The organism is Kitasatospora sp. NPDC001309 (assembly GCF_042896295.1).
Classification (GTDB): domain Bacteria; phylum Actinomycetota; class Actinomycetes; order Streptomycetales; family Streptomycetaceae; genus Kitasatospora.
In genome coordinates this window covers 92292-105523 of record NZ_JBIAXC010000036.1, presented here as the reverse complement: position 1 = coordinate 105523, position 13232 = coordinate 92292, and the positions used below count along the sequence as shown (strand labels likewise).

12 protein-coding genes are annotated in these 13232 nt (G+C 71.7%); 3 read left to right on the top strand and 9 right to left on the bottom strand.

Annotation, left to right across the window (positions count from 1 at the left end):
* Nucleotides 1-91 precede the first annotated feature (91 nt).
* From ACFY2K_RS30590 to ACFY2K_RS30575, 4 genes are all read right to left on the bottom strand, one after another.
* Nucleotides 92-463, bottom strand: a complete 372-nt coding sequence (locus tag ACFY2K_RS30590) for a hypothetical protein (protein WP_387715810.1) — start codon at nt 461-463, stop codon at nt 92-94.
* 150 nt (nt 464-613) lie between these two features.
* Nucleotides 614-1054: a hypothetical protein gene (locus ACFY2K_RS30585; protein WP_387715807.1), complete on the bottom strand. Its 441-nt coding sequence runs from the start codon at nt 1052-1054 to the stop codon at nt 614-616.
* Between the two features lie 344 nt (nt 1055-1398).
* Nucleotides 1399-3258 carry a helix-turn-helix domain-containing protein gene (locus ACFY2K_RS30580; protein ID WP_387715804.1) on the bottom strand — a complete coding sequence of 620 codons (1860 nt, stop codon included), beginning with the start codon at nt 3256-3258 and terminating at the stop codon, nt 1399-1401.
* A gap of 212 nt (nt 3259-3470) precedes the next feature.
* Nucleotides 3471-5180 carry a hypothetical protein gene (locus ACFY2K_RS30575; RefSeq protein ID WP_387715801.1) on the bottom strand — a complete coding sequence of 570 codons (1710 nt, stop codon included), beginning with the start codon at nt 5178-5180 and terminating at the stop codon, nt 3471-3473.
* A gap of 184 nt (nt 5181-5364) precedes the next feature.
* Between ACFY2K_RS30575 and ACFY2K_RS30570 the strand changes: the two genes are divergently transcribed.
* Complete coding sequence (locus tag ACFY2K_RS30570; protein ID WP_387715798.1) at nt 5365-5838, top strand: hypothetical protein; 474 nt, start codon at nt 5365-5367, stop codon at nt 5836-5838.
* Here the strand turns inward: ACFY2K_RS30570 and ACFY2K_RS30565 are convergent.
* The 4 genes from ACFY2K_RS30565 to ACFY2K_RS30550 all read right to left on the bottom strand — a co-directional run bounded on the left by ACFY2K_RS30565 (nt 5832) and on the right by ACFY2K_RS30550 (nt 8804).
* Nucleotides 5832-7028, bottom strand: a complete 1197-nt coding sequence (locus tag ACFY2K_RS30565; RefSeq protein ID WP_387715795.1) for a hypothetical protein — start codon at nt 7026-7028, stop codon at nt 5832-5834. The genes ACFY2K_RS30570 and ACFY2K_RS30565 overlap by 7 nt on opposite strands.
* Nucleotides 7029-7097: 69 nt before the next feature.
* Nucleotides 7098-7322: a hypothetical protein gene (locus ACFY2K_RS30560; RefSeq protein ID WP_387715792.1), complete on the bottom strand. Its 225-nt coding sequence runs from the start codon at nt 7320-7322 to the stop codon at nt 7098-7100.
* 50 nt (nt 7323-7372) lie between these two features.
* Nucleotides 7373-8521 carry a hypothetical protein gene (locus ACFY2K_RS30555; RefSeq protein WP_387715789.1) on the bottom strand — a complete coding sequence of 383 codons (1149 nt, stop codon included), beginning with the start codon at nt 8519-8521 and terminating at the stop codon, nt 7373-7375.
* A gap of 73 nt (nt 8522-8594) precedes the next feature.
* Complete coding sequence (locus tag ACFY2K_RS30550) at nt 8595-8804, bottom strand: hypothetical protein (RefSeq protein WP_387715786.1); 210 nt, start codon at nt 8802-8804, stop codon at nt 8595-8597.
* A 452-nt stretch (nt 8805-9256) separates the two neighbouring features.
* Here ACFY2K_RS30550 and xerC point away from each other — a divergent pair, with 452 nt between their 5' ends.
* Nucleotides 9257-11269 (top strand): tyrosine recombinase XerC, encoded by a 2013-nt coding sequence (gene xerC / locus ACFY2K_RS30545; protein WP_387715783.1) that lies wholly within the window; start codon nt 9257-9259, stop codon nt 11267-11269.
* Nucleotides 11270-11836: 567 nt separating this feature from the next.
* Here the strand turns inward: xerC and ACFY2K_RS30540 are convergent.
* Nucleotides 11837-12448, bottom strand: coding sequence for an HhH-GPD-type base excision DNA repair protein (locus ACFY2K_RS30540; protein WP_387715780.1), 612 nt, complete (start codon nt 12446-12448; stop codon nt 11837-11839).
* A gap of 361 nt (nt 12449-12809) precedes the next feature.
* On the opposite strand from ACFY2K_RS30540, the gene ACFY2K_RS30535 reads away from it, so the two are divergent.
* Nucleotides 12810-13166 carry a winged helix-turn-helix transcriptional regulator gene (locus tag ACFY2K_RS30535; protein WP_387715777.1) on the top strand — a complete coding sequence of 119 codons (357 nt, stop codon included), beginning with the start codon at nt 12810-12812 and terminating at the stop codon, nt 13164-13166.
* Nucleotides 13167-13232: the final 66 nt, after the last annotated feature.

The window sequence follows — 13232 nt, the reverse complement described above, 5'->3', positions numbered from 1 at the left end:
CTGCCGCTCGTGATCCGACAACACCAGCTCGGCCAGCCTCGGCCCAGGACGTCCCATGCACTGACCAACGACGGATCAAGGACTCAGGACACTAGCGTCCCGGCGGCTGATCCCGCATCCGGTTGCCCGCACCCCCGGGGTCCGGCTTGCGGAAGTTCTCCGCTGCGGCGACCTGGTGACGGTACTCGGGCGCCGGACGGCGCTTGCGAGTGCCGAGCGGCCCTCCGTGCAGCATCGGGTCGGAGCCGGCGCACAACTGTTCGTAGACCTCGTCGTAGGGCCTGCGGCAGCGGATGCACATCACATCTGCCGACCGGATCTTGGTCGTGGCAGGCACCCGGTAGACACCGCGGCGGCGGGCGTAGGCGGCGCCCTGCGTGTCTACGGGGACGTACGCGGCGATCACCCACTCGTGGATGGGGCTGCTGGTGGTGTCGTCGGTCTTGGTGCTGTCGGTGGTCATGCTGCACTCCCCTCGCCACCGGGCGCCCTGAGGGTGGGGCCGGCTGGCAAGCAGCGGTTGTTCGGCGTCCTGTTCTGCCCGGGCCCGTAGCGTGGGGTCCCGGCTCGTTCGTGGCACGCGGCTTCGAGTTGGCTCGAAGGAGCGGTGCCGTCAATGCCGGAGGGCTGTAAGCCCGTTGTCTTCCAGCATGGATGCCTCGACGTCCCACAGTTGGCTGCCGAGGGCGGTGAGTACCGGTTCGGCTGCGGCGGTGCGGGGCAGGGCGGTGGCGGCTACGTGTGCGGCCTCGGTGCCGTTCGGGATCACCGGGCCGATCGCGCCCAGGATCGTGTCGCAGACGGCGCGGCTGCAGCGGTCTTCGATCGAGGGGCCGATGACGAGCAGGCTGCCGTTCGCCCCGTAGATCGGCGTGTGCTGGTAGGTGACGCTGTTCGCCCGTGCCAGGTCGCGCAGTTCACGATCAGTACCGGCGGGCGTGGGTGCGAGGTTGAGCCACCACGCCCCGGAGTCGAGGGCTTCGAGTGCGCCGGCGACCGGGTGGGTGAGCACTTCGTGGAGCTCGTCGAGTTCCTCGATGAAGGTGAGGAGCATTCCTGCCCCTTCGACGGCCTCGCGCGGGGTGGGGTGCGCGGTCCAGCTAGCCTCACTGGTGTTGGCACCCCGTATGCCCCAGGTACGAACTGGGTATCGCGCAGCCGAGAGCCGGTTCACGGTTTGATTTGCGTGCTGGCTTGACCCCAACACGGCAAGAGTAAGCAAGTTCCCTCTCCATTCCGGAAGTTACGGATTTGGGATTCCCCCCACGGTCGACCGTAGTTGGTGATCGATGTTCAAGGGAATCTCATCAGTGCACAATTGGGTTATCACCGTTGCACATCGACACGGACAGCGCACGCTCCATCGCCGCCTGTAGCGAATCGCCGAGGCGTGCAGGCCTACGAACTAGGCAGCGGCAGAGGAAGGTTGTACCGGCTGGAGATCGCAAGAACGACGTCGTACGCGTCGGCGGACTGGTTGAGCAGATCCCGCTGGAGGTGCTTCGTCGCCTGGCGCAGCCGCTTACGGGCGGTCTGCGTGTGGATGCCGAGGGCCTCGGCCGTACGGGCGGTATCGCCGTTGGCCCGCACCCACTCCTTGAGGGTGCACGCCAGCTCCCCCGACAACGGGTGCAGGAACTCGTCCCTCCACGCACGGACGTCGGAACCGGCCAGGTACTCCCGAAGGTCAGCCGGACCCGCGTCGAGCGTCTCGCCGGCGCACTCGTCCACGATGAGGGCCTCCAGCGCAACGGCGGTGAGTGCCCGGTCGCGAATACTGTCGAGGTCGACTCCGAGGATGCCGGCCGCGGACCGGACACGGTTGGCGACGGTGTTGCGATGGGCGCCGGTGAGCTCGGCGGCTGCGCGCACCGATGACTGGAGGGTGAGGTTGAGGGCCTGGATCAGCACGTCCCGGTCCGCCGCCCGCTGGACAAGGAGCGGCCGCAGAACGGCGCTGGCCCAGCCAGGGTGAAGCCGGTTGAGCAGTTCGGGCAGCCGCCTCTGCTCGTTGTAGAGCGCGGTCCGGCTGCTGTCGAGCCTGGCGTTGGCGAGGGCCCGCAGGGCGTGGCGGTAGGACTGGTCGGTCTCGGCCAGGGGCTTGGTGGAGCTCACGCCGAGGTAGCGGTGGCGCTGGGCGGCGACCAGGCGGGTCAGGGTGGTGCCCACTTCGTCCTCGCCTTCGGCAGGGCACGAGCGGGGGGCGACGATGATCAGGTGCTCGTCGTAGACCGGGCACTGCACCACGAGGGCGCGGGCCCCGAGGGTGCGCCGGCACTCCGCATCAAGGTGATTGCGCTCGGACGGGCGGGTTTCCAGGAGGTAGACGCGGGCGGTGTCCTGGTCGAGGAGCCCCGGGTAGAGGCTGGCCGCGGTTCGCTGGGCCTTGAAGACCTCACCGGTCATCAGGAGTTGCAGGATCGCGATGCGCAGCGCGGAGGCCGTGGCCCGGTGGTTGTGGACGTCGGTGTCGGCGTCCTCGACGGCGAGGTGCAGGGAGATCAGGTCGGCCGCTCGGTTGATGATCTGGGTGAGCCCGGGGTCGAAGGGGGCCTCACGGGCCACGGCGAGGACGGCGCGGGGCTGGGAGCTGCCGACGGCGACGAGTCGGATCTGGTGGCCGTCGTGCTCGAGGGCGGCGGACTGGAGGGCGCCGGCGGCGATCTGCGTGATCTTGTCGGCGACGGCAGTGAGCTTGTCGGCCGAACGCTGTGGGGCGACGGCGGCGAGCGCTCCGTCGCGGCCGACCAGGACGACTCGGCTGGAGGTCTCGGAGGCGAGCCAGCGCACGATGCGGCCAGCGTGCGGGGCCTCGGAGGTGACACGCGCCTGCCCGAGCAGCCAGTCGCGCCACTCGATGGCCCGGTGCAGGTTGTTCATCCGCTCGCGGGTGACCGCTTCGGCAAGGTCGGCCCAGGAGGTACGGGCGGGCAGCGTGAGGAGCGGCACGCGCAGCTTGGTCATGGCGTTGACGAGCTCGGTGGGCGCGTAGCCAGTCGTGGAGACGACGGCCAGCGCTGCGGCGCCGGCGCCCGCGGTGCGGCTGACGAGGCGCTCGAAGCCGGGGTCGGCCTGGGCCCAGTCGTCCAGGTCGGCGACGGCGAGGGTGCCCGTCAGACTGCCGCGGACCTGGGGTCTGGCGTTGGGATGGACAGGCCAAACGGCGGTGATGACGCGCGCCCTGGCGCACGGCGGTGTTCCCGGGAATTCCGTCAGGCCGAATTCGACCATCTCGATGAGACGTTCCAGTGATGGCATGGTCCCCCCTCCGCTGAATCACCACGCTCCACAGAACGCGAGCATGCCAAATCTGCGGCTCCCCTTCGCAGGATCTGACCGGCCGCGCCCCCGGAAGACATGCCATCAAAACCCGACTCATCTCCCGTGTCAACGGGAATAGTTGGATCACTCATTACTGACGGATTGCCAGATAATTCGGGCACAGGGGCCTTGATTTACCCTGTTACCGGTCAGGCGATCACCCGGACGCGGCGCCGACCGGTGTGCGGCTCGTACGGGGCCAGCAGGACCGCCTCCGCACGGTCCGGCGAGCTGACACCGCGCCGCCGCATCGATCGCTTGGACTCGATCACGGTCCTTCCGCCCGAGTTGGTCTCCAGCTTTGGGGCGGACATCTGGGCCTGGGTGCGGCGGTCGATGCGCAGGCGTAGCGTGCCCTGCCCGTGGGGGGACAGCAGCGATCGCATCGCCAGCCACATCTCGTCCCGCTTGTTGGAGGGGCGCAGGGTCGCGGCCTCGTCGTCCCGGCCCGTGCTCTCGCTGGCGAGCACGGTGACGATCTCCGCATGGTGGAGGCCTTCGCGCCGCCAGGCTTCCAGCAGGCCGGCGACGCCCCAGCCGATGCCGACTCCGTCGATCTTGACGCGTACGGGGGCGGTGCTGCCGAGCGCGGCGGCGAGGTCCTGGGCGGTCTTGATCTCCCGCAGTACGACTCCGGCGACGACGACGGGGTCGGCGTTGTCCTGGCCGGCGGTGGCGTGGCGCAGCTCGACCAGGTCGCCGACGGAGCGGGCGATGGCGAACTCGTCGCCTCCGTCGGCGGCGACGTCGACGCCGAGCCTGACCCAGGCGCCGCGCCGCACCCGGTAGGTGCTGGTCTCGCCGTCCAGGGCGAGGGCGTTGAGGGCGACGTAGTCGGGGCCGTCCGGTTCGGGGTTGTCGCTGGCGCGCTCGACCCAGGAGGAGGGGATGGCGCGGGCCTGGCCGCCGCGGGGGAAGCGGGCGTGGACCTTCGCCTGGACGAAGGGCGCGTCCTCGCCGTGGTCGCGGATGGCCTCTTCCACCCACTGGGGGTCCACGAGGTGGGTGGCGAGCAGGTGGGCGGGTGCCTGGGGCGGGCAGGCACGGCAGCGGCGGGTGCGTTCGCCGGACAGCAGCGGGGTGTCGTAGACGCTGATCGGCAGCACGCGGACCGTGGGGTCGGCACAGGTCTGCTCGAACCAGCTGCCCTCGTCGTCGGTGGCCGGGTTGCCGATCAGCAGGGCGCGGGTGTGCTCGCCGGTGAGCAGGCCGCGCATCGCGGCGCCGATGATCCGGCCGATGCCGCCGGCCTCGTCCACAATGACCATCAGGCGGGGCGCGTGGATGCCCTGGACGGCGGACTCGTCGTGCGGCGGGGCGCTGAACCCGTAGGCGACCACGGTGTCCGAGCCGTGGCGGTCGGGCATCTTCCACTGGGTGACGCCGACGTCGCCGGGCAGGCCGGCGCGGGCGACGATCTGGCGGATGTGGGGCCACATCTGGCGCTGGACCTGGCGGGCCCGGGTGGCGGTGGTGACCGTGAGGGCGGTGCCGGGCGGGTGCACGGCGGCGGACCAGACGGCGGCGCGGGCGGCGATGTGGGTCTTGCCGGATCCGAAGCAGCTCGGGACGGCGACTCGGCGGTTGTCGACCAGCGCTTCGAGGATGTCCCGCTGGCGGCTCCACTGGGATTCGCCGAGGACGTCCTCCACGAATCCGACCGGGTCGTCGGCCCAGAGGGCGTAGGGGGTGCCGGCCTCGGCGTCGGCTGCTGCGAGGACCTGCGCCCAGTCGCCGGTGTCAAGGGTGGCGTAGAAGCGTCGGCGGACAGCAGGTGCCGAGGAGGCGAGGTCCGTGTAGAGGCGGCGGCCGAGCCTGCTGGTACGCGGCGCGGGCACCGCGGGCAGTGGCCTGGTCACGTGTTCCTCCTGGTCGTGTCGGTCGGCAGGACACGGTGCCGGACCTGCGGTCGGGTGTCGCGCCGAGGGAACCCGCGAGAGATTTACCTTGCTCTCTTTTGTGGACCTAGGTCAACTTATCTGCGAGGCTGGTACCGCCAGCCGGGGACCGCGAACCCCCGGCCCAACCTCAAGGAGACCAACCATGGCCCTGACCACCCGAATCACCGCCCGGCACGCGGCAGTCGCCTTCGCCATCACCACCGCCTTCACCACCGGCATGGTCATCAGCACCCACCCGACCACCGCCCCGGCCAACCCGGTGGCCGTGACCACCGGTCCCGCCCCGACGCACCCGATGCCCGCCACCGCCCCGGCGGCCCCCACCATGGCCCCGCAGACCGCCCTCTCCCCGGCGGCCGCCTGCCCCGCCGACGCCCCGAGCCCGGCCGCCATCACCCTGCCCGAGACACCTGCCACGGTCACCGTCACCGCCCCAGCGGCCACGATCACCGAGCCCGCCCCGACCGTGACCGTGACCATCACGGCCACGCAGATCGTGACCGCCCCGACGGTCACGGCCCCCGCCCCGTCCCCCACCGCCCTCACAACCCTGCTCCCGACCTCGGCCCCCTCCCCGACCCCGAGCACCCCGCGCGGCCCCCAGCCGAGTCACTGATCTGAGACCGGGGCTCCTCCGACCGAGGAGCCCCGGTCCGGCAGGGCCAGCACCCAGCCGCTCGCCGTCTTCGACGCCACCACCCCGAGCTGGCGCCGTGCCCGCTGCACCGTTCGCGGGGCGAGCCCGACGGCCGCAGCCGCCGCCAGCACGTCCCGGGTCGGCGCCGGGCCGGCCGCCAACATGCGGGCCAGGAGCCTGTAGGCGCTAGTACTCGCCGGGCGCCGCCGCGACAGGTCCGCGACGCTCATCGCCTCGTCCCGCCCGCTCGCGAAGCGGCTGCTCCACGCCACGGGCCGGGTCCGGCCTGTCTGGCGGAACTGCAAGCCGCCCATGACCGCCCACCCGCTGCTGAACACCGGCACCAGCGCCATCGCGCCGTCCGCACCGTGGACAGCCATGTGCACCGCCGCCGTGTGCGAGGACCGCGACGCTTCCTGCGCCCGCCGTGAGGACGACCAGCCCGCGCGCTTCGAGGCGTCTCGGACCGCCAGGACCGCCGTTCCGACGCGCTGCGCGAGATCTGCGAGCGCCCGCACCACCCTCTCGACGGGTACCCGGTACGGACAGATCGTCATGAGGTCCAGCACCACCAGGTCGGGGCGGTGCTCGCGCAGGAGGCGCTCCAGCTGGTCAGCGTCGCCGGGCAGGCGCAGCCCTCGCTGCCCACCGCGGCCACCCAGCACGGGGGCCACCTCAATCCGCTCGCTGCCCGGCCCGCAGGCCTCCAGCAGTCCCGTCGTCCGCTCGGCCGTCTGCGGCGATGCGAGTACCAGCACGGTGCGCGCCGCCTGGGGCTGTTGCCCGTCGGGCAGGGCCGCCGCCGTCGCCGCCCGCACCGCGATGTCCAAGGCCACCGACAGGGCGCTCACGCCGTCCTCGCCGTCGATCAGGCTCAAGCCCGCCGACGGCACGTAGCCGGGCCAGATCCAGCCCGGGCCGTCCTCGAACGCCGGCGGCGCGACCACCACGTACTCCGGGCCCAGCCGCAGCGCCCCCGCAATGTCCTGCGTCTCGCACCCGTCGGCCAGACAGTCCAGCTCCACTCGGCCGTCCCCGGCCGCGAGCACCAGCAGGGAACCTTGCCGGTCGTCGTGCGCTGGGCAGCGCGCCAGCCAGCCGCCCTCGGTCGGCCGGACGTTCCCCCAACGGTGCAGCGCCGCCAGCACCGTCTCGTACTCCTGCGCCACGCGCCCTTCCTCCGTCGATCTGATCTCAGCCAGCCCACTGGACTGGCAGGCTGGTTCGGCCCCACACCGTCAAGACACACGACGACGCGAAGGGTTGTTCTCCAGGGCCCGCGCGAGGCATGTGGCCGCGTGCGGCAGGTGAAGCCGCTCGTACGACAGCAGCGGCAATTCCACATTCGGGCGGCGCGAGCGGATGGTGCCGATACCGTCGCGGTAGACCGCGGTGTTGCCGATCGCGCACGGATTCGCGTCGACGGCGAGTCGCGCGCCGGCGGCGGTGATGGTCCAGTGCACGGCCGTGCCGCACCGGCGGCACCGGGCGAGGCCTTGCCTCGGCAGCATGCTCACGCCTCTCCGGCTGCCGCAGCGCCGTCGACGAGGAGTGCCGCCACCGCCCGCCAGCCGAACAGGGCGACGGCGTGGGCCTGGCCGTGGTCGGCGATCGCCTCCAGCACCTCCAGCAGGTCAGGAGCATCCGCGCGCCCTCCGGGCAGCGCGGCCATCAGCGGCCGCTGCCCCAGCATCGGTGTCGCGCCTGCAGATCGGGCCCCGGCAGCTGGCACTCTGGGCAGCAGCGTCAACGGCCGGTCAGTGGCGGGCTCGGCTTCCTGATCGTGCGCGATCGCGGTCTCGATCGAGGCGAGCCGGTCCGCGACGCTCACCTGCGCTGCAGAGGCGAGCCTTCGGCGTGCCGCAGCACGGCGACCGCGCCCGGCAGGGCGGTCAGGCGACACGAGTCCGGGCTGCTCCCGCTGCTCACGCACCCACTTGCGCCACATGGCCTGCCAGTCCGCGCCGAGAGTGGCGCGGCCGCGGTGCCAGTCCGTGAACGCCGCCGTCACGGCCGCCAGCCCGACCGGACCGCCGAGGCGGTCCAGGTGGCCGTCGGCCGCCGCCCACGCCAGCGCCGCCGCGTCCGGCCAGAAGCCGTCTGGCAGGGGGTGCCGGCGCGCTGCCGGCCCCCACCCACCTGCACCTTCCCCACCCACACCAGCCCCCTCCCTGCGGGAGGGGCGGGGAGGGGCCGGGCGCACACGAGGACGCTGGACGTCCCCCGGGGACGCAGGCGGCTGGCCTGCGCAGTCCTCGCCAGACGGGGCACAGTTTGGTCCCGGGTCGTCGGCGGAATCGTCGCCGTCCGGCGGCGGGTTGCGCTGCTGGCGCTTCTTCTCGGCCGCGCGCCGACGCCGCTCCTGGACCTGGCGGCGACTCGGGTTGGCGTCCAGGTAGCCGTGCATCACGTAATCGCCGCGCCGCGGTTGCGGGCAGCGTGCGCACGCGTGCCCGGCCTCGTGCCACAGTCCGGAGGCGAGCAGCTTGGCGATCTGCGTGGCAGTGCCGCTCCTCGCCGCGACCGCTCCGGGGATCACCCCGTCGGTCAGGTGGGCGCTCGCATAGGCGCCGCAGCGCACCCACAGGCCGACAGCCGCGTTGCCTGCCGCGAGGATCTTGGGGTGGTCGTCCGTGTTGTCGCCGACGGCGAACCAGGGCATGCCGGTGGTCTCCTACCAGGGTGGGGTGCCGGGTCCGCAGGCCGGCACGACGATCGGGGCGAGGCGGTGACGCTCAGGCGGCCGTGTCGAGGCCCAGCAGGACGCGCAGCTTCGCGGTCGGCACGAGCACGCGGCGGCCGACGGTGATCGTCGGGATGTCGCCGCGCCGGGCGGCGTTGTAGCTGGCGGCGCGCTCGAGGCCGAAGAGTCGGCCGGCCTCGGGCACAGTCATCGTCGGCTGGACCTGGGGGTCGGGAAGGGCGGGAACGGGGCTCGTCGTCATGCCCGCACCCTGGCCCGGACCGGGCCCTACCGTCCCGCCGTCCACGGTCGGTGCACGCAGTCCGGGTGTGTGCCGCACCGGCCGCGCTGGTACACCGAAGGCCACATCCGTGCAGCTCAGCGCGCATGCGAGCCGCGAATGGCGGTCTTGCCGACGCCTACCGCCCCTTGCAGACCAGCCACCCGCGGCCGCGCGAGACCCGGGCCGCCACCGTACGGCAGCGGCCTGCCGGCCTCTCCTCCGTCCGCCGTGGTCCACGACCGTCCATGTCGGCGGTCGCACGGCTGGCCCCGTCCAGCCTCAACGCGACCCAACCGCGCCACCGGCCGTACGGTCACGGCCAACTCCCCACAACGACAACGCCCTGTGCCCTGACCTGCACGGCACCGGTGACTGTGGGCGTGCCGTGACCACCGCCCCAACCAGCGGGGCCTGAATGCCGATTGAGAGAGATGAGCGAGCGCGAGTCGAAGAAGGACGGTCCCGGGTCGGTCTACCGCCGCTGCACCTGCCGCGAGCCCGTCCTCGACGAGAACCGGCAGCCGGTGCTGGACGCCCAGGGAAAGCCGAAGATGCGCGAACTCGGCTCCCGCTGCCCGAAGCTGAAAGGCAAGAAGGCCCACGGCACCTGGTGGTACTACCTCAAGCTCAAACCCGGCCCCGACGGCAAGCCCAACCGGGACCGCAAGGGCGGATACGAGGACAAAGACACCGCCCTGGCCGCCTTGAAGAAGGCGATCGCCAAGGTGGACCGCGGCGAGGTGATCGACCATCGCACCACCGTCGCCCAGTACTTGATCAAGTGGCTGGAGCAGCGCAAGACCCTGGAGCCGACGACCGCCAGCTCCTACGAGAGCCACCTGCGGATCTACCTGATCCCCGCACTCGGCCACATCAAGCTGGAAGACCTGACCGCCGAGCCGATCACCGACATGTTCGACGCGATCCAGGCCCGCAACGTCGTCATCGCCTACGAGCTGGCGCTGATCGCCAAGGCCCGCGCCGAGTACGCCGAGTGGAAGGCCCTGTACGGGCGCAAGCCGGGCCGCCCGAAGAGGAACGCCCCGCCTCCGCCAGTGCCCGCGCCGCAGATACCCAAGCGCGAGCCGCACCCCCAGATGCGCATCGTCTCCCCGGCGACCATGCAGCGCATCCGAGCCACCCTGCGCTCCGCCCTCACAGCGGCGGTCAAGAAGGGCCAGGTCAGCCGGAACTGGGCGAGCCTGGTCGACCTGCCATCCGGCAAGCGGCCGAAGGCGCTGCTGTGGACGCCGGAGCGCGTCGAAGCGTGGCGGCGCACCGGCGAGAAGCCGTCGAAGGTGATGGTGTGGACCCCGGAGCAGGCCGGGCAGTTCCTCGACGGCATCGAGGGGGACTGGCTACGCGCGTTCTGGCACCTGGCGATCTTCCGCGGGCTGCGCCGGGGCGAGGGCGCCGGCTTCGAGTGGCCGAAGGCCAACCTCGCGACCGCGGTCATCACCGTCGACTGGCAGGTGGTCACGGTGAAGGGCAAGCCGCTCGGGAAGACCCCGAAGCAGGACAGCGAGCGCACCCTCGCCCTCGACAGCCACACCCTCCAGGAGATGCGGGACCACCGCGACCGGATGGCCGAGGCCCGTCGCGACGCGGCCGAAGCCGGACTGCCGTGGCCGGTGACCGACAAGGTGTTCGTCCGCGAGGACGGCAGCGAGATCAACCCGGACTACCTCACCGACCGGTTCGAGCTGCTGTGCAGGAAGCTCGGCCTGCCGCCAGTGCGCCTGCACGACCTGCGGCACCTCGCGGCCACCCTGCTGCTCGGCGCGGGCGCGGACCTCAAGGTCGTGCAGGAGGTACTCGGCCACGCCACGTACGTGCTGACCGCCGACACCTACACCTCCGTCCTGCCGTCCCTGGACCGCGAGAACGCCGAGAAGGCCGCCGCCCTCGTCCCGGTGAAGTCCCGCAGCAGCACCAGCGCCCCGCTCGTGTACCTGCTGGTACTCGGCGGGATCGAGGTCGCCATGACCAACGCCGACGACGCACACGCCATGGTGAACCTGTGGAACGAGCTCCAGGCCCACGGCTACCCCGGGCTGGCGGAACGCCCCGCGACGATGCCGAGCAAGCGCACCCGCTGGTCCGGCCGGGAAGTGCTGTGGGAACGCCAGCCCCGGCACCAGCAGTTGCACTCCGCCGTGGCTGGCGTCGACCGGCGCTCCGGCGCGCTGATCTACCAACTGCCGTTCCTCGAACAGCCCTGCTTCGAATTCGAGCGCGACCTGTACACCGACCAGGCCGCCGTCAGCACCGTGCAGCTGCGCCACGGCCTGCGCGGCACCATCGAAGTCGTGGCCCGGGGGACGGACGAGGAGGCGGTGAAGACCGCCTTCGAGCAAGCCCTGGAGGAGGCCGCGAAGTTGCACACCGCCAGCGCTCCCGGGGCCGATGACAACCAGCCCTTGGGGGAGGTCGTCGCGGGGTGACGGCCCCCTGCGTGAACCCGGTGAGGTCGGAGCGGTGGGGTCCGGGCCGCACTACTTGCTGCACATCCCCCATTCCGGCCACATGTCGACGGTGCGACGGGGCTCGCTGGACGTCCCGCCCCCGGCGTCGGGCTGTACTGGGGGCAACGACCGGCCGCGCTGACCCAGACGTGTGAGCCCGCCCTCGCGGTGGACCGCTGTCTCGGCCAGCGCCGGTGTCTCAGGGCGTCCTACGCCGGCAGAGCAGACCGGGGTAGGGCACCGTCCGCGGGATCCAAAGCGAGCAGGGCTTGCGCGTGGTCGCTGCCTGGTCGGGGGTGGGCATGGCAGGGCCACCGACAGGTGCCGTCAGGAGACGGGGCGCGGTCGACGAGGGCGAGGCAGCGGGTACAGGTCATCATCTGTGCGGCCTGCTCCATGGTGTCCCCTGCGTCGTGTTGGTCGATACTCCTTGCCTTCGACGGTACGAGGCGATTCAAGATGAATTGCCTTATTTTGGGGGAACGTGGTGTTCTTCACGCGTGGCGTGGCACCCGGGCCGGTGCGGCGTCCACCCCCGGGGCAGGGTCAGAGCCTTTGGCGCTGGCCAGCCGGTCGGGATCTGGCTTCTTTGGCGGCGCGTCCCTCCTCCTGCCGATACTCGCGCACCCTCGCCAGCGACTGGGGGCCGGTGACGTCGGCGACGGACCGGTAGACACCGTCCTCACCGTAGACGCCGGCCGCCTCGCGCCAGCCGTCGGGACGAACGCCGTACTGCTTCGCGAGGAGGGCGACGAAGATCTGCGTCTTCTGGCGGCCGAAGCCGGGCAGCTCACTGACCCGCCGGTACAGGTCCCGGCCGGTGGCCACCCCTTCCCACACGGCGGATGCCCGGCCGCCGTGGCGCGCGACAAGGTGGCGGCACAGCTCCTGGACCCGCCGGGCCATGACCTCGGGGTAGGCGTGCACGGCAGGCCGGGCCGCGAAGAGGGCGGCCAGGTGTCCGGGGTCGTGCCAGGCGATCCGGTCCGCATCCAGGTCCTCGCACCCAAGGCGCCAAGCAATGGTCGCCGGTGCGGCAAACGCTGACTCGGTGGGAATCTGCCGGTCCAGGAGTGCTCCCACCAGCAGTGCTAGCGCGCTGCGGGAGAGCAGGGCGTCGGCCTCCGCCTGTTGCGTGATGCGTACTGCGATGTTCACGGGCCGGGTCTCCTCGGTGCCGGTGACCGGGTTGCCGGTCAGTGTGGCCGAAGCCCGCCCCCGGCGTCGGGCACGGCACGCCGGGGTCCGCGCAGTGAATGGCACGCTCACGCGTTCGGGTGCCCCGGCGCTGATGGGCATGAGCGGCCGGCCCCATCGAACGCCGGCGCCTTGTGGAAGTGGCGTGGGGCCGCTCGGGTGGAGCAGGCTCGATGGCGGACGGCTCCCCGGACGTGGCGCCGGGCAGAGCCGGCGACGCCGCAGCCCAGCGGAGGCTTCACCACCCGACCACTCGCCGGAACAAGCAGGAAACCCGACAATCAGGCATCGCAAAACAGGCATTCTGGTTCATACTTGTGTTATGTCCGACGAACGGGAACCACGGACGAGCTGGACGTTCCTGACACAGCACGCCCGCGTGCTGCTGCTGATCTCGCGTGACGCCGACGTGCGCCTGCGGGACCTCGCGATCACCTGCGGGGTGACCGAGCGGGCCGTACGCGCGATCGTCGGCGACCTGGAGAAAGCCGGCTACCTCACTCACACCCGGCACGGGCGCCGCAACCGCTACCACGTCACCGGCGGTACGTTCTTCCGTCACCCGGTCGAAGCCCGCCACGAGATCGGCGACCTACTGCTCCTGTTCGCCGACCCCGACGGCCGTCCCCCTCATCAGCCTGCGACACCCAGCGGTGATCACCATGATGAGCATCCGTGAACCAGCGCCAACCTCTCCCCCGCACCACGCCGTTCGCTGCCCCCGCCGCCCCCGCCACGGCCAGCC

Bases quoted from the DNA above. Each gene is read 5' to 3' on its own strand.
- ACFY2K_RS30550 (WP_387715786.1), bottom strand. From the start codon at position 8,804: ATGACGACGAGCCCCGTTCCCGCCCTTCCCGACCCCCAGGTCCAGCCG.
- ACFY2K_RS30535 (WP_387715777.1), top strand. From the start codon at position 12,810: ATGTCCGACGAACGGGAACCACGGACGAGCTGGACGTTCCTGACACAG.
- ACFY2K_RS30590 (WP_387715810.1), bottom strand. From the start codon at position 463: ATGACCACCGACAGCACCAAGACCGACGACACCACCAGCAGCCCCATC.
- ACFY2K_RS30580 (WP_387715804.1), bottom strand. From the start codon at position 3,258: ATGCCATCACTGGAACGTCTCATCGAGATGGTCGAATTCGGCCTGACG.
- ACFY2K_RS30570 (WP_387715798.1), top strand. From the start codon at position 5,365: ATGGCCCTGACCACCCGAATCACCGCCCGGCACGCGGCAGTCGCCTTC.
- ACFY2K_RS30585 (WP_387715807.1), bottom strand. From the start codon at position 1,054: ATGCTCCTCACCTTCATCGAGGAACTCGACGAGCTCCACGAAGTGCTC.
- xerC (WP_387715783.1), top strand. From the start codon at position 9,257: ATGAGCGAGCGCGAGTCGAAGAAGGACGGTCCCGGGTCGGTCTACCGC.
- ACFY2K_RS30555 (WP_387715789.1), bottom strand. From the start codon at position 8,521: ATGCCCTGGTTCGCCGTCGGCGACAACACGGACGACCACCCCAAGATC.